Genomic DNA, 18,007 nt, shown 5'->3' on the forward strand with positions numbered 1-18,007 from the left:
GTAGTCCTCCATACTTGCATTTGTGTTCATTTTGCTTAAATTTGGATATCAACCTGGCAAAACCCGTCTTATGATAGCCCAAACCCCGCAAGTACCTTACTACGCTGTAATCTTTACCTCCATCCGCACGCCAGGCGACGATGGCTACGGCGACATGGCCGCAGAAATGGGCAGGCTGGCAGCAGAGCAAGAGGGGTACCTCGGCGTAGAATCGGCACGTAACGAAACCGGCATTACGGTGTCGTATTGGGCAAGCCTGGAAGCCATAAAAAACTGGAAGGCCGTGAGCCGCCATAAGCTGGCGCAGCAGCACGGCAGGGAGAAGTGGTATCAAAGCTACAAAGTGAGGATATGTTTGGTTGAACGCGATTACGAGTTTTGACGCCAGTTTGCCATATTGAATGCTGTGTAGTTTTATAACGAGTTTGTTACATTGCGAGCAAAACAAAATGTGGCGTGCAGGCAAGTTTTACTTACTTTGCAGCCATAAAATCGATTGCATTTTTTAAATTTACAACGGTTAGGAGTATAACCTTTTCTATTTTGTTTCCGTATAAAGATTATATATGAGCCCTAATAACACCAAAACCGTTAGCGTTTTATTAGTTGATGATGATGAAATCAATAACTTCATCTCTATTAAACTGATAAAGAAAGCTTTGACTAATACAGACATCATGGCATGCCTGAACGGAAGGTTTGCGATCGATCAGCTCGTAGAGATACAGCGGAAAGACCCAAGCCAGTTGCCTGATTATATCCTGCTGGATATAAACATGCCGATTATGAACGGCTGGGAGTTTTTAGACGAATACAAGCGCATCAACCTCGATCCGCTGGGCAAAAGCAAGATTTTTATTATTTCTTCATCCGTTTTCAGCAACGATATCAACAAGGCGCGTTCCTACCCGCTGGTGAAAGATTTTATCTCTAAACCGCTCAATGTAGATAAAATAAAAGAACTTTTTGGCGTTACAGAAGAGGCGTAACCGTAAACTGCTCATCCTGGTAACTTACCGTGCCAACGGCACTGGCCCTTGCATGGTAAAATAAACAGGTATAACCTTCTGCCGCTGCCTTTTTTCCGTATTGGATGCGCAATTCTGCCGAGCGCTGCCCGTCGTAATCATATTTCGCAACGAATTTCCTGATCAGCTGTTCCGGCTCCGGTAGTTCATCACCTCCAAAAAATACTTTGCTGCCTTCTAAATCAAACCAAAGCACCTGGTGGTATTTGCTGTGCCCGGCGCTTAGCTCGTAAGCAATTCCCGGCCTGAACTCGCCCTCGCCCTCTACCAGCGTCATTTTCACCTTGCCGGCAAGCGCCTCGAATATTTCTTTATGATAGGAGGAGGAGGCCCCCGTTAAGGCATATTCCCATTCCTGTTTGTTTATCATGTGCTCAGCATCCGGGAAGCTCGGCTCCAGTTTGCCGTTGCGCTCTACTACCAGCCCGCCCGAGTGGTCGTAATGCAAGTGGCTCATCAGCACAAGGGTAACCTCCTCCGGGTCGAAACCGGCGTTGCGGATGTGCTGGTGCAGCAAAAGCTCGTCGCGGGTATCTTTATAGCCGAGGCCGGCATCCAACAAAATCAGATCCGTTTGGGTTTTGATGAGGAAAGGGTTCACGTGGATAAACAGCGAGCCGGGGCGGTCGCGCCGGTTATCAGTCTCCGGGTTAAAAGGGATGAACTTTTTAGTACTATCAACCGAATACGAGCCCTCGCCCAAAGCAAAAATTTCCATGTGCAAATATAAATGGATAATTGTAACGGTTTAGTCATAACGCGTGTCTATTAGATTGGGACGGATTGCGTGTGTGGCGATTTAACCGCAGAGGGCACTAAGATTTGTAAACCCATTGGCACAAAGAGCACTAAGCCTGGCACCTGATTAAAAGATTCTTTGTGAAAACCTTTGTGTGGTTAAAAAATACACCAACCGTTAAAATTTGTTAAATAATTTACAAACTATTTGCATATACGAAAACTATCGTACATCTTTGTACGAAGGAATTCGTAATAAGGATAAAATGGAACTGAAACCAACAGAAAGCGAGCTGGAAATTTTACAGGTGATTTGGAAAAAGGGCCAGTGCACAGTACGCGACGTGCACGAGGAACTTGCCAAAAACAAGGAATCGGGCTACACCACAACCCTCAAGCTGATGCAGATAATGCACGAGAAAGGTTTGGTAGAACGCGATACCAATGCCAAAACCCACTTGTACAAGGCGCTGATAACCCGCGGACAGGCGCAGCAGGGCGCGCTGGATAAGATCATATCCACCGTGTTCAAGGGCTCTACCAGCGATTTGGTTATACAAGCCCTAGGGCAGCACCGCGCCTCTAAGGACGAGATCGACGCCATCAAGAACTTTTTAGATCAGTTTGAGGACGGAAAGTAGAACCAAGAATCAAGAGGTAAGAATCAAGAAGAAGGAAGATGCTTTCTCAGCTTTTAGGATTTCGTTTTTAGCATTTAGGATTTACTATTTAGGCCTTAGATTTTAGAATTTAAATAACATAGTATGCAAAGCTTGTTTTATAACATCAGCCAGGTTTTAGGTATTGCCATTTTGCATTCGCTGTGGCAGGGTTTGTTGATATGGTTCCTGCTGCGCGTGGTATTCAGTGCCTCGCCATCTTTATCAGCCGTAAAAAAATACAACATGGCTGCTGTGGCCATGCTGGGCATAGCGGCCTGGTTTATGGTAACCCTGTTCAACGAGGCGGGCAACTTTAACTGGCATCCCGTAAAGCCAACCGTAGCGGCCTTTGCGCCGCAGGTGGGCCTGGTAAACCAGCTGTCGCCCTTTACGGCACCGGCAGACAGGTACTATTATGTTATAGCAGGTTATTTGCCCTATGTTACTATCCTGTACCTGGCAGGCCTGGCCGTAAACCTGTTTAAGCTTAGCTATTGCAGGGTAAAACTGCTACGCATCAAAAAAGCATTGTTGCCGGCGGGCGACATGCAATGGCTGGTTGACGAATTTTCTGAAAGGCTGGATATCCGCCGCTATGTAAGGGTAAATTTCAGCTCGCTGGTTGATGTACCCTGCATGATAGGTTACCTAAAGCCTATAATCCTTTTACCCATTTCCTTATCTGCCAACCTTTCCGTTGCCGAAACGGAAGCCATACTACTGCACGAACTTGCCCACATCAAACGGAACGATTATTTGGTAAACCTGCTGCAGCAGGTGATCAATTCCTTATTGTTCTTTAATCCTTTTGCCCAAATGATTAGCCGTTTGATAAGCGCCGAGCGCGAAAACTGCTGCGACGACCTGGTGGTGCAAACCACCAACAACCCGCTGGTGTACGCCCGTGCTTTGCTAAAGCTTGAAGAAAGCAGGCATACCAACCTGCAGTTGGCGCTGGCCGCCAGCACCAACAAACACTTTTTATTAACCCGAATTGAACGCATCATGAAAACCCAACAAAAAATAGGCAACATACGCCATTTGGTGCTTGCCATATTACTTTTAGCCGGCAGCTTAAGCAGCATTGCCTGGCTTAACCCCGAAATTAAAGACGGAAAGATTACCGTTAAACCGGTAGCGCCCCGCGAAATTATCAACACCCTGTTTGCCGATACTACCCGTAAAAAAGCCGTTAAGGCCAAACCCGCAAAACAAAAAGTAACCAAACTTTATAAAGACAAAGTACGTCTGGATCAAGATAACTTTATGTTTAATAATGGTTTTGACGACCCCGAACTGCGCCGCCTGGGTGCCGAACTGGATAAGCAAAGCCAGGCCTTCAGCAAGTATTACGATAGCCCGGAATTTAAGGCACTTACCCAGGAGCTGGAGAAACGTGGCCACGAGATAGATGCCTTTTATAATAACGACCAAATGAAGGCCCTCACCGCCGACCAGCAACGCATAAGCGCAGATTTTGACCGCAAATACGGCCACAACAAAGATGTAGAACAGTACGGCAAGCAAATGGAAGTACTGGGCAAAAATATCGAGACTTACTTTAACTCGCCCGGGTTTAAGGATATGAACGCCAGGCTGAAAAAGAAGTATAACATTACCAGCGACTATAACGATGACCACGACCTGAACTACAAAAAATACCAGGAAGAATTGCAGGCCAATCTGCCCGCCCAGATAAAAAAGGACACCGAAGAAATGAAAATGCTCGGCGAAAAAATGCGCGGCTTTTACCAATCGGCAGATTTTGTAGCCTCAAGAGACAGGATGCGCCAGATGGGCGATAGCATGCGCAGGGCATTTGATAACCCCCAAATGAAACTTCAGCAGGAGCAGATGCGCAAGCTAAGCGACCAAATGCGCGCTTATAGCAATAACCCAGAGTTTTTGCGCATGAAGAAGCAAATGCAGGATGCCGCCGCCAGGATGAGGGCTTACACTCAATCACCGGCCTTTAAAAAGAAGATGGAGGAATTTCGCAAGCAGATGAAAGCTTTCCAATGGAATTACAAAAACAATAATAACAACGACAATAATAACAACAACGACAATAATAACAACAACGACAACAATTACCACATAGACAGGGACAGCGTATCAAACCCTGTTCAGCCCCAAGGCCCCGGTAAACCTTAAAGAGCCGATGTTTTAGTGTATCAGGATTTTTTATGCCCGGTTACCAGGAGTGGTGGCCGGGCTTTTTTGTGGGGGATGAGGGATATTATCCCGCTCCTCCGCGTTAGGGGTAATAGTCCCCACGGCAGTGGGGAGCCCGCGCCTAAGGCCATGTGCGCGTATGAGCAAATAACCCGGGCCGCAGGCAACGCCCTTATTAGTGATTAAAGGTGGAAAATTAGCCCCCTTTGCAAGTCAAAATCAGTGTAATCAGTAAAATCGTAAAAATCCCGGTTCCGCCTTGTCCAATTATCAAAAGCCTGCTTGTTATTGGGGTATAAACAATTATCCAAATAACTATTAAATTTAACATCATGAATGAGTACATTTTGATTTTCAGGCACGAGGATGGTTCTAAGATTGCATCGCCCGAGCAGATGCAGGCCTGGATGAAACAAACCATGGATTGGATAGGCACCATTGCGGCGCAAAATAAATTCCTGAGCGGTACGGGCATCCCCCTTGCCGATGCGCGCGTGGTGGGCCACAACGGCGTGGTAACCAATGGTCCTTTCGGCGATATCAAAGAAACGATAGGCGGTTTTATTACCGTTAAAGCCGAAAGCGTTGAAGAAGCGGTTGAGTTTGCCAAAGGCTGCCCCGTTTTGCAGGGCGAAGGCAATACCGTTGAGGTGCGGCAGGTAGCTAAGAATGATGGGGTACATTAATATGTCTGAATCAGAATTTACAGGATTAAGGGATTTTCAGAATAAAATATAAAGGCAAATGGCAATATAATGTTCAATCCTGGTTCTTTAAATTCTGTTCATGCTATAATCCTGTAAATTCTGATTCAGAAATCTACCATGCAGCCCGAAATCATCCCACATCTGTTCCGTACCGAGCACCGCAAGATAACGGCGGTGCTGTGCAAGCTATTCGGCATAGAGAATGTGAGCATTGCCGAGGATGTTGCGAGCGAAACCTTTTTGGCGGCGATGGAAACGTGGCCCTATAAGGGCCTGCCCGAAAACCCTACTGCCTGGCTTTACACCGTGGCCAAGAACAAGGCCCGTAATATGCTGGCGCGGAGCGATGTGTTCGATAGTAAGGTTAGTCCGTTTATCAAGGCCCATACCTCTGAAGGTTACGAGCCGGAAATTGACCTATCGCCCCAAAACATAGCCGATAGCCAGCTGCAAATGCTTTTTGCAGTTTGCCACCCAGCCATACCGCCCGAAGCGCAAATTGGCCTGGCCCTTCGCATCCTCTGCGGCTTCGGGATAGATGAAATTGCCACGGCCTTCTTAAGCAATAAGGAAACCATCAATAAACGCCTGTACCGAGCCAAGGAAAAACTGCGTGCCGAGAAGGTGCCTATTGCCTTCCCGCCCGAAAGCCAACTGCACGGCAGACTGCAGCCGGTGCTTGCTACCCTTTATCTGTTGTTCAACGAGGGCTATTACTCCGAAAGCCAGGACGCCGTGCTGCGTAACGACCTTTGCCTGGAGGCCATGCGCTTAACCTATATGCTGATAGCCTATGCGCCAACCAACCTGCCCGAGGTGAATGCACTGTTCGCGCTGATGTGTTTCCATGCCTCCCGCTTTGAGGCCCGCACGGGCGATAACGGCCAAATGATACTTTACCAGGATCAGGATGAATTGCTTTGGAACCGCGAACTGATCGGCAAGGGCGCATTTCACCTCAAACTATCGGCCACCGGCAGCAGCCTCTCGCGCTACCACCTGGAGGCAAATATTGCTTACTGGCACACCATCAAGGAAGATACCACGGAGAAATGGGAAAGCATATTACAGTTGTTCAACCACCTGCTGGTGCTGGAGTATTCGCCCATTGCGGCGCTTAACCGCACCTATGCCCTGGCCAAAGTAAAAGGCAATGCTGCCGCCATCATCGAAGCGGAAAAACTACAACTCATCACCAACCCCTATTATTTTACCCTCCTTGGCGAATTGTACTCAACTATCGACAGAGAGAAAGCCCTCGAAAATTTAAATAAAGCCTTGAAGCTCGCCAAAACGCAGGTGGATAAACAGGTGATAGGCAAGAAGATTGAAGCGATTAATGGCAGTTAAAGCAATCAAGGAAATCAAAGAATCCTATGAATCATGGTTCAGACAAAAAGAAAATCAAGGTTCAGAAATCAACGAAATCATTTAATCATTCGAATCAACGGTCCTGTTTTGTACTTTTGGCGGATGAACACTACCCGCATCATTATCATATCTGCTTTTTTGAGCCTGACGGCTCTGGCCTGTAATAATTCTGCCAAAACTACTTCCCCAAAAACAGATAGTCCAGCCACCACGGCCAAACCCGCAGCACCGGCTACCGGCACGCTGATAGGTGCCTGGCACGATGCCGCCATCCACTCCGATAAAGGCGAGCAGATAGCTTACGAACTAATTACCAGCGGCGATAAAACCTATATACAGGCCATCACTTTCGTAGGTACTAAACTCAAACTGAACGATACCCCGCCCATCAGCCCATCGGCATCCGAACTGAAAAAAGACGGCGATAAATACACCAGCGTAGAACGCCCCGGCGAAAGCTACGAGATAGCCAAAGACGGCGACCTGCTCATCTACGACGGCACCGAGCTGATTACCAAGTGCAAGAAACTATTGTAAATAAATGGGCATGAATTAGTGGTCACTCAATTCGTGAAATTAGTGTCTATTCAAACAAAACCCGTCATGCATCCATTAACCCTAAATGGATGCAAAGGGCAATTTCTATTCGGGTACCAGTGGCTTGGTCTTGCCCGTCCCCAACAAATTAGCTTATCCGCCGGCCTTTCAGGATAAGAGCCGCCTCGAGTACTACGCTTCGCTGTTCGATAGCATCGAAATAAATAGCTCTTTTTACAAAGTACCCACGGCGGCTACCGTTCGTAAATGGGCGGATAGTGTACCAGCTACCTTCAAATTTACCTTTAAGCTTTGGCGGGAGATAACCCATAACAAAGGCCTTACCTTTAAGCCCGAAGATATTGCCCGCTTTATGCAGGTAATTGGCCAGGCCGGCGATAAAAAGGGCAGCCTGCTGGTGCAATTCCCGGCGAGCATAACCATTGCCAACAGGCAGCAAATGGAAAAGTTGCTGCAGGATATAAACGCCGCCAACACCGACGGCTGGCACGTTGCGGTAGAATTCCGTAGCAATACCTGGTATCGCGAAGATATTTATGCACTTTTGGAACGATTGAGGATGGTCGTGGTATTGCACGATATGCCCAAATCGGCCCCGCCCATGCTGGAGCAGGATGCAGCCTTCGTTTACCTGCGTTTCCATGGCCCGGGCGGCGGTTACCGCGGCAGCTATGGCGATGATATATTGTCCGAATACGCCGGCTACATAAACGATTGGCGCGAGGAAGGCAAAACGGTTTATACGTATTTCAATAACACCATGGGCGATGCCTTGCAGAACCTGCTTACATTAAATAAATACATAGGCGGGCTTGATTAAGCTTGGTTTCTGCTGAACTGTTTGATTAATGCTTCGTTCGCGGCCTCATCATCTAGCCGGCGGGAGTTCGGGACGATGAAAATCCCTATCGGCCATAGCAGAAGTCCCCACAGGAAAGCGTTAAAGCCGCCGATTACCCGTTTGCGGCCAATTCTATAAAATATATAGGCGATAATAAGGTTCATCTATACAGGCTAGCGTTTAAAGATATTAAAATCCTTTAGGCAATTATGGGTTATTGATTATAAATTTTAGTCGTATATTCAACCTTATGCCCGGGATGAAAAAGTATTTATGGAAATCGCTGTTATACACCTTCCTCGCCAGCGCATTCCTTGCATTCCTGCTTATTCAAATTGCTTTCTCAAAGGAGTCCGACGGATTGGAAGCAAATCAGGAGGTTTTCCTGTTTGCTGTGGCAGGTGTTTTTTGGTCGCTCGTACTCACCATCGGTTCCACAACGGTTTTCCTGAACCTGTATCCCCAAATCAAGCATAATGATTTTTATCGCTTTGTAAGTTACTATGGCGTACCGCTGGTGGCTGCATTGCTTGTTACCGTTGCCACATACTCATCCGGTTCGCTGAAAACAGCGGGCCAGTTTTTGATTTCTAATATTCCCTTCTTCGCTGTACACACTTATTTCTTTATTGATTTCAGTCGCAAAAATTTTGACTAGGAGAACGCCTTTCAGATTTTGACCAGCGTCCCCTTAATATTCGTAAACTCCCCGTCGCGGGACGTCCAATTGGAATAAATTGTCTCGTTCTCATAATCGTGAACCTGCGTTACGGTGGTGCCGCTGGCTTCCTGCCAGGTAAGCAGGTATAGCTGCGGGCGCAGTTCCGTCATTTTGGTTTGTACGGTTTCTACAATATCCACCCTCTCGCCGCCTTTCTCGGTGATGATAAAGGTGAGCTGTGTTTCGCTCTCGATGTGCAGCACGGCCTCAGCCATACCGAAGCTGACCCTGAATTTGTTGCCGATGATTTCCATAATCTGGTTTTTGATATACAAATATGAGCAGGAATATCCGGTATAGCAGGGTGTAAAAGCGGCTATTTATCGGGGCAAATGCGGCAAGCCGGGTAAAAACATAACTCGCCGGTAACCCTCCTAACATTCGTGAAATTCGTCTTAATCTGCTCAATTCGTGTTAACTCAATCGCCCCTTTTGTAACATCCTTGTGCATTTCCGCTGTAGGCAGTTTATTAGCTATCGTACCGTTAAACTATCCTTCGCCGCCCCCGTCTATCCTTACAAATAACAATAAAAAACATGAAAAAGATATTATTGATGATAACCATGGTGCTGGGCATAAGCGTTTTAGCCCAGGCGCAAAACAAAGGCAGGCAACACCACAACCCTCAGCAAAGGGCGCAGCATGTAAGCGATATGCTGCAAAAGAAACTGAACCTGAGTGCCGACCAAACCGCCAAAGTAAAGGATATCCTTTTGGCGCAGGCTACGCAAATGGACAGCCTGAAGGCCAATAAAGCCGGCGATAAAAAGGCCAACCGCGAGGCTTTTAAAGCCCAGCTGCAAAAAACCGATGGCCAGCTTGCCGCCGTTTTCACTGCTGACCAGAACAAGACCTACAGCGAGTTTAAAGCGCAGATGAAAGAGAAATTCAAAGGCGGCCGCCGTGGATTTATGGCACACAACCGCAGGGGCGATATGAAGAACCCCGCCAAACGTGCTGAGCGCATGACCGGTATGCTGCAAAAGAAACTAAATCTTGATGAAGGCCAATCGGCTAAGGTGAAGGCGATATTCGTGGCACGCGCAGCACAGCTTGATAGTCTGAAGGCTAAAAACCCCGGCGACCGTAAGGCAAACCACGCTGCGTTTAAAGCATTAAGGCAAGATACCGACAAGCAATTGCAGGCTATTTTAACAGCCGATCAGCAGAAAACATATGCCGACCTTAAAGCCCAGATGAAAGAACATCACAAAGCAAAAAGAGATAGCGTAGCTACGCCAAAACAAGGATAAGAGAACGATTAGATGGGTTGATTTATGTGTAGCGGGCGGTCCGATTGGGGCCGTCCGCTTTTTTTTGTGGATGAGTTTCTTCCCCCACTTTAGGATTTAGACTTTCGGTTTTAGGATTTCTTTTCCTTTAGCGTTTAGGTTTTCCCTTTTAGGGTTTATTTAGTGAGGTAGTTTATCGCGCAATAAGCCATATACCCAGGTACCTGCAATAGCACTAAACAAGGTAACCAATACCACCGCGAAGCCGCCGCCTATCTGCGCAAAAAGCGGGCCGGGGCACGCACCGGTGATGGCCCAGCCAAAGCCGAATATCAATCCGCCGTACACATTACCCCAATGAAAAGTTTTTTGAGGGATGATAACCGGCTCGCCGCTGATGGTTTTAATATTGAAGCGTTTAATGAGCAGGATAGAAATCATAGCTACTACGATGGCACTGCCGATGATGCCGTACATATGGAAGGCCTGCATATGGAACATCTCTTGTATACGGAACCACGATACCACTTCGGATTTGATCAGTATAACACCGAATAGCAGGCCAAGGGCCAGGAATTTGAGGTTTTTCATAAGGCTAACAGATGAGGGAGTATAAACCATACCATGATGAAACCGCCCGCCATAAAGCAGCAGGTGGCCACCAGGGACGGCCATTGCAGCGATGATATCCCCATAATGGCATGCCCCGAAGTGCAGCCCCCGGCGTACCGTGTACCGAAGCCCACCAAAAAGCCGCCCAACACCATAAACACCAATCCGCGCAGCGTAAGCAGCTGACTGAAGCTAAACATATCCTGTGGCAACAATCCGCTAAAATCCTTCACGCCTTGTTTTTGCAACAATGCAGTGGTTGCAGGGTTGATGGCAACAGGGGCAGAGTTAGATAAGTAATGCACGGCTACAAAGGCGCCCAGCATTATCCCTGCCACAAAAAACAGATTCCAGCTTTCCTTTTTCCAATCATATTTAAAAAAAGGGATGCCCGCAGGCAGGCAAGCCGCGCAGATATGCCGCAGCGACGAGGATATACCGAAAGCTTTATTGCCGAGCAATAGCAACGCCGGGACGATTAGGCCAATAAGCGGGCCGGCGATGTACCAGGGCCAGGGTTGTTTAATCCATTCCATAAGTTGAGGAAATCCTAAAATCTAATGTCTAAAATCTAAAGAAAAAAATTACAAAGCTAATGTAAACAAAGGATGGGCTATATTTCAAGATTTGGCGTTTCTTCTCCCATTTTAGAATTTAGACTTTCGGTTTTAGGGTTTCTTTTCCAGGATTCTGCCTCCCCTTTAGAATTTAGAGATTAGATTTTAGAATTTCTTGACTTATCTTAGTCCCTCCAAATCACCTATGAATATTACCCCACCTCAATTACGCACCGTTAATGTTACCCGCTACGTTACCCCGTTGCGCGAGGGTGGCTCGCTGCCTGCCATAGCCGAGGCCGACGACGGCTTCCTGTACGTGCTTAAATTCCGCGGGGCAGGGCAGGGGCCAAAAGCACTTATTGCTGAATTGATTGGCGGTGAAATTGCCCGTACCCTCGGTTTCCGGATGCCCGAGTTGGTCTTCGTGAACCTCGACGAAGCCTTCGGCCGTACAGAAGCCGACGAGGAGATACAGGATCTGCTGAAATTCAGCGTTGGCCTTAACCTGGCCCTGCATTACCTGCAGGGTGCAATTACATTCGATCCGACGGTGACTGTCGTGGATCCTAAACTTGCTTCACAAATCGTGTGGCTGGATGCCTTGCTCACCAACGTAGACCGCACCGCGCGCAACACCAATATGTTGATGTGGCACAAAGAACTTTGGCTGATAGACCATGGCGCCGCCCTTTACTTCCACCATAATATGGATAACTGGCAGGAGCAGGCGCTGCGCCCCTTCGTACAGGTCAAAGACCACGTGCTGTTGCGCAAAGCCGAATTTTTGGCTGAGGTGGATGCCGAATTCAAAGCCATCCTTACGCCCGAAGTTATCAGTGCCATTGTATCCATAGTGCCTGATGCCTGGCTGGTAGACAGAAGCTTTGAAACCGAAGACGACCAGCGGCAGGTTTACGCGCAGTTTTTGAACGCCCGGTTGGCAAACTCCAACATATTCCTAAAAGAAGCACAGCATGCAAGATCGCAACTTATTTGAGTATGCCGTTATCCGCGTGGTGCCCAGGGTAGAGCGCGAGGAATTCATGAACGTGGGCGTGATATTGTATTGCGCCAAACACAAATACCTGCGGATGATGTACCAGGTAGATAAGGAACGCTTGCTGGCCTTTTACCCGGATATAGATTTAGAAGGGGTAGAGGCGAACTTACGCTCGTTTCAGCAGATATGCATGGGCGGAAAAGATGCCGGACCGATAGGCTTGCTGGATGCGCCATCTCGTTTCCGTTGGCTTACCGCTACGCGCAGCACGGTGGTGCAAACGTCTAAAGTACACCCGGGGTTTTGCATCGATGGGGATGAAACGATAGAAAGGCTGTTTAAGCAATTGGTACTGTAATTTATAAGAATACGTCATTGCGAGGAACGAAGCAATCTCCCGATAAGCAGAGCAATCTGCAAAGTCACCTGTCCTGCGTAGAGATTGCTTCGTGCCTCGCAATGACGTGGTAGAAAGTTCCTCAATGATGTGGTCTCTTACATAGTTCAGAACAGAACAAAATATTAATCAACTAAATAAATCTCAATCTCACAACAAATGAAAATCAAATTCTTACTTATCCCGCTGCTGGCCCTTGCCGCCTGCAAACAACCCGCTGCCGACACGAAAACCGAAGAGCCTGCTGCACCCATACAAGGCACCTGGAAACTGGTATCAGCCCTGCAGATAACCAAAGGCGATACCGTGGTTACCTATCCCGAAAAAGGCCAGGAGCAGGAAATGATCAAAGTGATAAACGGCTACCACTTCGCTTTCTTTAAGCACGATTTGAAAAAAGCAGGCACCAAACCTATTTTCGATTCGGGCGCGGGCACCTATGCACTAACCGGGGCCGATTACACAGAGAACCTGCAATACTGCAACTACCGCGAGTGGGAGGGACATTTCTTCAACTTTAAAGTGAGCTTCAAAGGCGATACTCTGGTGCAAAAAGGCATCGAGAAGATAGACAGCCTGAAGATTGATCATGAGATAGTGGAAACTTATGTCAAGATTAAGAAGTAAGCGGCGCTGGATAGCGAACGGTCGAAGCAAACAATGATGGTCGCGTGGCAGGTCGACTCACCCGGTCTTTGCTTTGCTCGACCACCCTCCCTGCGCCGCAAAGAGAGTTTTAGTTTCTTTTTTTCCTGCCTTCCCCACCCTCTTTGCGAAGCAGAGAGGGTCGACAAGCGATAGCGATGTCGGGGTGAGTAAACTCTGCGAGCGGCATTTTTTCGATTTTGTTACCATTAACCCAACAACATGCGTCAATCAATCACCCTAAAAATATTTGCAATCGCACTGCTGTGCCTGTGCATAGCAGGCAGTTTGCATGCCCAAAATAAGCCCCGTTTCAGCGTCATCGCCTTTTACACCGCCAAAAACGACCAGGCACATATCAGTTTCGTGCACGAGGCCAATAAATGGTTCCCGCTGATGGCGGCCAAATACAACTTCGGGTACGATTCTACCAGCAACTGGAGCAACCTGAACGAGGCCTTCCTGGCCAAATACAAAGTAGTATTGTTTTTAGATACCCGCCCCGAGGACTCCGCCCAACGTGCAGCTTTCGAAAAATACATGCGCAACGGCGGCGGCTGGATGGGCTTCCATTTTTCGGCCTTTGCGCTTACGCCGTCGGATTTCAATGCGGATTGGGATTGGTACCACAACGAGTTCCTGGGCTCGGGGCAATATGGCAGCAATACCTGGCGGCCTACATCGGCTATCCTGAGGGTGGAAGACAGCAAGCACCCCGCCACCAAACACATGCCCAAAACCTTTAAGGCTTCGCCCAACGAATGGTACCGATGGGAGAAAGATCTCCGCAAGAACCCTGACATACGGATACTGATGTCGATAGACTCAACCAGTTTCCCGTTGGGCACGGGGCCAAAGCAAAACGAGATATGGCACAGCGGCTACTACCCTGTAGTATGGACCAATCGCAACTACAAAATGATATACCTCAATATGGGCCACAACGATATCGATTACGAGGGCAAAACCAACAAGGACCTCTCGCACACCCTAGGCAACCCTATCGAAGATAAGCTAATCCTCGATGCCATCGAATGGATGGGTACCGGCAAGCGTATTGTTGATAAATAATGCCCTTGCGACTAAGGCGTATAAATATTCAAATCACTTTTCCGCCCAGAGGATGGAAAGGGTTGATTACTAGCTCTTTTACATTTTAATTGCTTGGTATCAAAGCGTATCAAAAATTACATAAATAACTAAATATCAGTTATTTATGTAATTTTCCCTTGTTTATTTCAGCGAAACTTTAATAGATTTGGCTCCGTAAACAAATACCATTAACCTTTCCCGGCTTAATAATGAAGAAAACACTTTTATCAATAGGTTTTATATGCATAGCGGCGGCGGCATTTTGCCAGTCGACAGTGAAGCCAAAAAAGCTTTATTCTGCAGCCAATAAAACGGTAAAAGTATTCGTAACCGAGAAAGAAGGCAACAAAAGGCTTGCGCCTGCGGGCACATTAACCTTTACAGATAGTCCCCAGCCGCCCGAAACCGAAACACTGGTATTTGTAGACCCTACCAAAACATTCCAAACCATGCTGGGCATAGGTGGAGCGCTAACAGACGCCAGCGCCGAAACCTTTTATAAGCTGCCGAAAGATAAGCAACAGGAGTTTTTAGCTGCCTATTTCGATAAGAACATCGGCATTGGTTATACCCTGGCGCGTACCAATATACAAAGCTGCGATTTTAGCAGCGGCAGCTACAGCTATGTATCTGATAACGATAAGGGCCTGCGCACCTTCGATATCAGCCACGACAAGAAATACCGCATACCATTTATTAAAGAGGCTACCAAAGCCGCCGGCGGGAAACTGACGCTATTCGTTTCGCCCTGGAGCCCGCCGGCTTTCATGAAAGATAATGACGATGTATTGCACGGCGGCAAGCTGAAAAAAGAGTTTGCGCAGAGCTGGGCCAACTTCTATGTAAAATTCATCAATGCCTACGAAAAATTGGGCATCCCGGTGTGGGGCCTGTCGGTACAGAATGAGCCGATGGCTACGCAAAGCTGGGAAAGCTGCAAGTACACCGCTGAGGAACAGCGCGATTTCGTAAAGAACTTCCTCGGTCCAACATTAGTTAAAGGCGGCATGGCTGGCAAGAAACTCATCGTTTGGGATCATAATCGCGATTTGCTTTACCAGCAGGCCAGCACCATATTAGAAGACCCCGCTGCCGCCAAATACATCTGGGGCATAGGTTTCCACTGGTACGAAACCTGGACAGGAGCCGGCCAAAACTTCGAGAACACGCGTTTAACGCATGCTGCTTTCCCTGATAAGAATTTGATTTTTACTGAAGGTTGCGTAGAGAAATTCGACTTTAATCGCCTCGGCGATTGGTCGCTTGGCGAACGGTACGGCCTATCCATGATAAACGATTTCAATGCCGGCACCGTAGGGTGGACAGACTGGAACGTGCTGCTCGACGAAAAAGGCGGGCCGAACCATGTAGGCAACTTTTGCTTTGCGCCGATTCACGCCGATACCCGCACCGGGGAGTTGATTTACACCAACTCATACTATTACATGGGGCATTTCTCCAAATTCATACATCCCGGCGCAAAGCGCGTAGCAGCGGCTGCCAGCAGGGATAAATTGTTGACCACCGCGTACATGAACCCGGATGGTAAACTGGCCGTTGTGGTAATGAACCGCACCGACGAAAGAATCGAATACAGCTTGTGGATAAAAGGCAAAGCCGCCAAAACCACTGCCGAACCGCATTCCATAGCAACGCTTATCGTACAATAATTCATAATCAACTAAATCTCTGAGAAAGGGGCCCGGTTTACCGGCGCTCCTTTTTTAATTTTAAAAAGAATGGGCGGCGGTTTTTTTGTTACCCGTAGAGACGCAATATTTTGCGTCTCCCGTATGATGATAACGGATTTGCATGCGGAGACGCAAAATATTGCGTCTCTACCGAAGGAATCTCAACAATCCATATATTTGGCCTAACCAATTACATCCCGCCTATGAAAATCGCACATCGTTTATGGTTGGCAGCACTATTTTGTTTTATCGCGTTCACTGCATCCGCACAAACAAAACGCCTCACTTATTGCAATCCACTCAACCTCGATTACGGCTACACGCCTTTCGAAAGCTTTGCGGCCTGGGGCAAACACCGCGCCACTGCCGATCCAACCATGACGTTTTTTAAGGGCAATTACTACCTCTTCAGCACCAACCAGTTTGGTTATTGGTGGGGGCCGGATATGTTGCACTGGACCTTCGTTCCGCGTAAATTCGTACGGCCCTACAACCAGGTAAAAGGCGATGAGCTTTGCGCGCCTGCTACGCTGGTGCTAGGCGATACCCTGCTGGTTATCGGCTCTACCTATAATAAAGATTTTACCCTGTGGATGAGTACCGACCCCACCCACGATACATGGAAAGCCGCGAAAGACTACTTTCAGGTGGGGGCATGGGACCCGGGCATGTTTGCCGATGATGACGGTCGCGTTTACATTTACCACGGCAGCAGCAACACTTTGCCGTTGTACGGGCAGGAGTTAGACCGCAAAACCTTCGAACCTATCGGCCCGAAAAAGGAGATGATAAAACTCAATTGGGAGCAGCACGGCTGGGAGCGCTTCGGCGAGAACAACGATAATGTTTTCCTCACGGGTTTTATGGAGGGCAGCTGGATGAACAAGCACAACGGCAAATATTACCTGCAATACGGCGCGCCAGGTACCGAAGGCAAAGGCTATGGCGACGGCGTTTACGTGGGCGATAAACCGCTTGGCCCCTTCAAATACCAAAGCCACAATCCTTTCAGCTACAAACCGGGCGGCTTTGCCAAAGGCGCGGGCCATGGCGCAACCTGGGCCGATAAATGGGGCAATTACTGGCACATCAGCACCATGGTGATAGATGTGAAGAATAACTTCGAACGGCGCATAGGCTTCTGGCCGGCCGGTTTCGATAACGACGGCACGCTGTACGCCAACACCGCCTATGGCGATTATCCGCACTATCTATCCGCAGGTAAGGAAGACCATCTGAATAGCAATTTTACCGGCTGGATGCTGCTGAACTACAACAAGCCCGTGCAGGTATCGTCAACCCTTGGCGCGTATGTGCCCAACCTGGCGGTTGATGAGGATATCAAAACCTACTGGAGCGCTAAAACTGCCAACAAAGGCGAGTGGATGCAAACCGACCTGGGCGAGGTAAGTACCGTACGCGCCATCCAGCTTAACTACGCCGACCAGGATGCCACATTCATGGGCAAGTCGCACGGCGTGTACCATCAGTACCTAATAAGTTCTTCTATCGATGGCAAGACCTGGAAACCATTGATAGATAAACGCCAAAACAAGACAGACGTGCCGCACGATTACGTGGAACTGAAGACGCCTGCCAAAGCGCGATACCTCAAAATAACCAATTACCATATGCCCACCGGCAAGTTTGCTTTATCTGGATTCCGGGTGTTCGGCAAAGGGGCGGGCATGGTGCCGGATACCGTTAGTAACCTCATCGTGCTGCGCGGAAAAGAAGAGAACCGAAACTCCTGGCTGCGCTGGCGCCAAACAGATGGCGCTGTAGGCTACACTATTTACATGGGCATAGCACCCGATAAGCTGTACAACAACATTATGGTGTACAACGTAAACGAGTATTACTTTAACGGCATGGAGAAAGGCGTGCCTTATTATTTCCAGATAGAGGCCTTTAATGAGAATGGGATAAGTAAGCGGACGAAGGTGATAAAGGTGGAGTAGGCTGCGGATGTGCAG

The 18,007-nt window shown here is 48.1% G+C and carries 20 protein-coding genes; 16 read left to right on the forward strand and 4 right to left on the reverse strand.

The genetic code is table 11. The features are described from left to right. The first annotated feature begins 70 nt into the window (after positions 1–70). Together AC1DXC_RS00975 and AC1DXC_RS00980 are read left to right on the forward strand one after the other, a co-directional pair. A complete protein-coding gene (locus tag AC1DXC_RS00975) occupies positions 71–382 on the forward strand; it encodes an antibiotic biosynthesis monooxygenase family protein (RefSeq protein ID WP_477457251.1) in 312 nt (103 codons plus the stop codon). A 184-nt stretch (positions 383–566) separates the two neighbouring features. Next, positions 567–989: a response regulator gene (locus AC1DXC_RS00980; protein ID WP_477457252.1), complete on the forward strand. Its 423-nt coding sequence runs from the start codon at positions 567–569 to the stop codon at positions 987–989. Here the strand turns inward: AC1DXC_RS00980 and AC1DXC_RS00985 are convergent. Then, positions 973–1,746 carry an MBL fold metallo-hydrolase gene (locus AC1DXC_RS00985; RefSeq protein WP_477457253.1) on the reverse strand — a complete coding sequence of 258 codons (774 nt, stop codon included), beginning with the start codon at positions 1,744–1,746 and terminating at the stop codon, positions 973–975. The two genes, AC1DXC_RS00980 and AC1DXC_RS00985, sit on opposite strands and share 17 nt — an antisense overlap. Positions 1,747–2,032: 286 nt before the next feature. Here AC1DXC_RS00985 and AC1DXC_RS00990 point away from each other — a divergent pair, with 286 nt between their 5' ends. From AC1DXC_RS00990 to AC1DXC_RS01020, 7 genes are all read left to right on the forward strand, one after another. Then, positions 2,033–2,407: a BlaI/MecI/CopY family transcriptional regulator gene (locus tag AC1DXC_RS00990; RefSeq protein WP_477457254.1), complete on the forward strand. Its 375-nt coding sequence runs from the start codon at positions 2,033–2,035 to the stop codon at positions 2,405–2,407. 123 nt (positions 2,408–2,530) lie between these two features. Next, entirely contained in the window at positions 2,531–4,582 is a 2,052-nt protein-coding gene (locus tag AC1DXC_RS00995; protein ID WP_477457255.1) for a M56 family metallopeptidase, read from the forward strand. A gap of 353 nt (positions 4,583–4,935) precedes the next feature. Then, positions 4,936–5,289 carry a YciI family protein gene (locus tag AC1DXC_RS01000; RefSeq protein ID WP_477457256.1) on the forward strand — a complete coding sequence of 118 codons (354 nt, stop codon included), beginning with the start codon at positions 4,936–4,938 and terminating at the stop codon, positions 5,287–5,289. 138 nt (positions 5,290–5,427) lie between these two features. After that, on the forward strand, positions 5,428–6,660 hold the full coding sequence (locus AC1DXC_RS01005; protein WP_477457257.1) for an RNA polymerase sigma factor: 1,233 nt from the start codon (positions 5,428–5,430) through the stop codon (positions 6,658–6,660). A 123-nt stretch (positions 6,661–6,783) separates the two neighbouring features. Beyond that, positions 6,784–7,218, forward strand: a complete 435-nt coding sequence (locus AC1DXC_RS01010; protein ID WP_477457258.1) for a hypothetical protein — start codon at positions 6,784–6,786, stop codon at positions 7,216–7,218. An 85-nt stretch (positions 7,219–7,303) separates the two neighbouring features. Beyond that, on the forward strand, positions 7,304–8,059 hold the full coding sequence (locus tag AC1DXC_RS01015; RefSeq protein ID WP_477457259.1) for a DUF72 domain-containing protein: 756 nt from the start codon (positions 7,304–7,306) through the stop codon (positions 8,057–8,059). Between the two features lie 280 nt (positions 8,060–8,339). After that, the gene (locus AC1DXC_RS01020) at positions 8,340–8,738 is read left to right on the forward strand and encodes a hypothetical protein (RefSeq protein ID WP_477457260.1); all 399 of its coding nucleotides are present in this window, start codon (positions 8,340–8,342) and stop codon (positions 8,736–8,738) included. Positions 8,739–8,749: 11 nt separating this feature from the next. On the opposite strand, the gene AC1DXC_RS01025 is transcribed toward AC1DXC_RS01020, so the two are convergent. Further along, positions 8,750–9,055: a MoaF-related domain-containing protein gene (locus AC1DXC_RS01025; protein WP_477457261.1), complete on the reverse strand. Its 306-nt coding sequence runs from the start codon at positions 9,053–9,055 to the stop codon at positions 8,750–8,752. Between the two features lie 283 nt (positions 9,056–9,338). On the opposite strand from AC1DXC_RS01025, the gene AC1DXC_RS01030 reads away from it, so the two are divergent. Beyond that, the gene (locus AC1DXC_RS01030; protein WP_477457262.1) at positions 9,339–10,055 is read left to right on the forward strand and encodes a hypothetical protein; all 717 of its coding nucleotides are present in this window, start codon (positions 9,339–9,341) and stop codon (positions 10,053–10,055) included. Positions 10,056–10,214: 159 nt separating this feature from the next. On the opposite strand, the gene AC1DXC_RS01035 is transcribed toward AC1DXC_RS01030, so the two are convergent. Then, positions 10,215–10,625, reverse strand: coding sequence for a DUF6691 family protein (locus AC1DXC_RS01035; RefSeq protein WP_477457263.1), 411 nt, complete (start codon positions 10,623–10,625; stop codon positions 10,215–10,217). After that, a complete protein-coding gene (locus AC1DXC_RS01040; protein WP_477457264.1) occupies positions 10,622–11,182 on the reverse strand; it encodes a YeeE/YedE family protein in 561 nt (186 codons plus the stop codon). Before AC1DXC_RS01040 ends, AC1DXC_RS01035 begins: the two co-directional genes overlap by 4 nt. A 226-nt stretch (positions 11,183–11,408) precedes the next feature. On the opposite strand from AC1DXC_RS01040, the gene AC1DXC_RS01045 reads away from it, so the two are divergent. The 6 genes from AC1DXC_RS01045 (at position 11,409) to AC1DXC_RS01070 (ending at position 17,992) form a co-directional block, all read left to right on the forward strand. Continuing rightward, entirely contained in the window at positions 11,409–12,203 is a 795-nt protein-coding gene (locus AC1DXC_RS01045) for a HipA family kinase (RefSeq protein WP_477457265.1), read from the forward strand. Further along, on the forward strand, positions 12,181–12,564 hold the full coding sequence (locus AC1DXC_RS01050; RefSeq protein WP_477457266.1) for a DUF3037 domain-containing protein: 384 nt from the start codon (positions 12,181–12,183) through the stop codon (positions 12,562–12,564). The genes AC1DXC_RS01045 and AC1DXC_RS01050 overlap by 23 nt, the downstream gene beginning before the upstream one ends. Positions 12,565–12,762: 198 nt before the next feature. Then, positions 12,763–13,230: a hypothetical protein gene (locus AC1DXC_RS01055; protein WP_477457267.1), complete on the forward strand. Its 468-nt coding sequence runs from the start codon at positions 12,763–12,765 to the stop codon at positions 13,228–13,230. Positions 13,231–13,470: 240 nt separating this feature from the next. Then, a complete protein-coding gene (locus AC1DXC_RS01060; protein WP_477457268.1) occupies positions 13,471–14,319 on the forward strand; it encodes a ThuA domain-containing protein in 849 nt (282 codons plus the stop codon). Between the two features lie 230 nt (positions 14,320–14,549). Continuing rightward, complete coding sequence (locus AC1DXC_RS01065; protein WP_477457269.1) at positions 14,550–16,010, forward strand: glycoside hydrolase family 30 protein; 1,461 nt, start codon at positions 14,550–14,552, stop codon at positions 16,008–16,010. A 224-nt stretch (positions 16,011–16,234) separates the two neighbouring features. Beyond that, complete coding sequence (locus tag AC1DXC_RS01070; RefSeq protein ID WP_477457270.1) at positions 16,235–17,992, forward strand: family 43 glycosylhydrolase; 1,758 nt, start codon at positions 16,235–16,237, stop codon at positions 17,990–17,992. Positions 17,993–18,007 lie beyond the last annotated feature (15 nt).

This window comes from Mucilaginibacter sp. P2_D11, from assembly GCF_056404435.1.

Coding starts and splice junctions, on each gene's coding strand:
- AC1DXC_RS01030 (WP_477457262.1), top strand. CDS start 9,339: ATGAAAAAGATATTATTGATGATAACCATGGTGCTGGGCATAAGCGTT.
- AC1DXC_RS01020 (WP_477457260.1), top strand. CDS start 8,340: ATGAAAAAGTATTTATGGAAATCGCTGTTATACACCTTCCTCGCCAGC.
- AC1DXC_RS01035 (WP_477457263.1), bottom strand. CDS start 10,625: ATGAAAAACCTCAAATTCCTGGCCCTTGGCCTGCTATTCGGTGTTATA.
- AC1DXC_RS01060 (WP_477457268.1), top strand. CDS start 13,471: ATGCGTCAATCAATCACCCTAAAAATATTTGCAATCGCACTGCTGTGC.
- AC1DXC_RS01010 (WP_477457258.1), top strand. CDS start 6,784: ATGAACACTACCCGCATCATTATCATATCTGCTTTTTTGAGCCTGACG.
- AC1DXC_RS01065 (WP_477457269.1), top strand. CDS start 14,550: ATGAAGAAAACACTTTTATCAATAGGTTTTATATGCATAGCGGCGGCG.
- AC1DXC_RS01045 (WP_477457265.1), top strand. CDS start 11,409: ATGAATATTACCCCACCTCAATTACGCACCGTTAATGTTACCCGCTAC.
- AC1DXC_RS00995 (WP_477457255.1), top strand. CDS start 2,531: ATGCAAAGCTTGTTTTATAACATCAGCCAGGTTTTAGGTATTGCCATT.
- AC1DXC_RS01025 (WP_477457261.1), bottom strand. CDS start 9,055: ATGGAAATCATCGGCAACAAATTCAGGGTCAGCTTCGGTATGGCTGAG.
- AC1DXC_RS00975 (WP_477457251.1), top strand. CDS start 71: ATGATAGCCCAAACCCCGCAAGTACCTTACTACGCTGTAATCTTTACC.
- AC1DXC_RS01015 (WP_477457259.1), top strand. CDS start 7,304: ATGGATGCAAAGGGCAATTTCTATTCGGGTACCAGTGGCTTGGTCTTG.
- AC1DXC_RS01070 (WP_477457270.1), top strand. CDS start 16,235: ATGAAAATCGCACATCGTTTATGGTTGGCAGCACTATTTTGTTTTATC.
- AC1DXC_RS01055 (WP_477457267.1), top strand. CDS start 12,763: ATGAAAATCAAATTCTTACTTATCCCGCTGCTGGCCCTTGCCGCCTGC.
- AC1DXC_RS00980 (WP_477457252.1), top strand. CDS start 567: ATGAGCCCTAATAACACCAAAACCGTTAGCGTTTTATTAGTTGATGAT.
- AC1DXC_RS01040 (WP_477457264.1), bottom strand. CDS start 11,182: ATGGAATGGATTAAACAACCCTGGCCCTGGTACATCGCCGGCCCGCTT.
- AC1DXC_RS00985 (WP_477457253.1), bottom strand. CDS start 1,746: ATGGAAATTTTTGCTTTGGGCGAGGGCTCGTATTCGGTTGATAGTACT.
- AC1DXC_RS01005 (WP_477457257.1), top strand. CDS start 5,428: ATGCAGCCCGAAATCATCCCACATCTGTTCCGTACCGAGCACCGCAAG.
- AC1DXC_RS01000 (WP_477457256.1), top strand. CDS start 4,936: ATGAATGAGTACATTTTGATTTTCAGGCACGAGGATGGTTCTAAGATT.
- AC1DXC_RS00990 (WP_477457254.1), top strand. CDS start 2,033: ATGGAACTGAAACCAACAGAAAGCGAGCTGGAAATTTTACAGGTGATT.
- AC1DXC_RS01050 (WP_477457266.1), top strand. CDS start 12,181: ATGCAAGATCGCAACTTATTTGAGTATGCCGTTATCCGCGTGGTGCCC.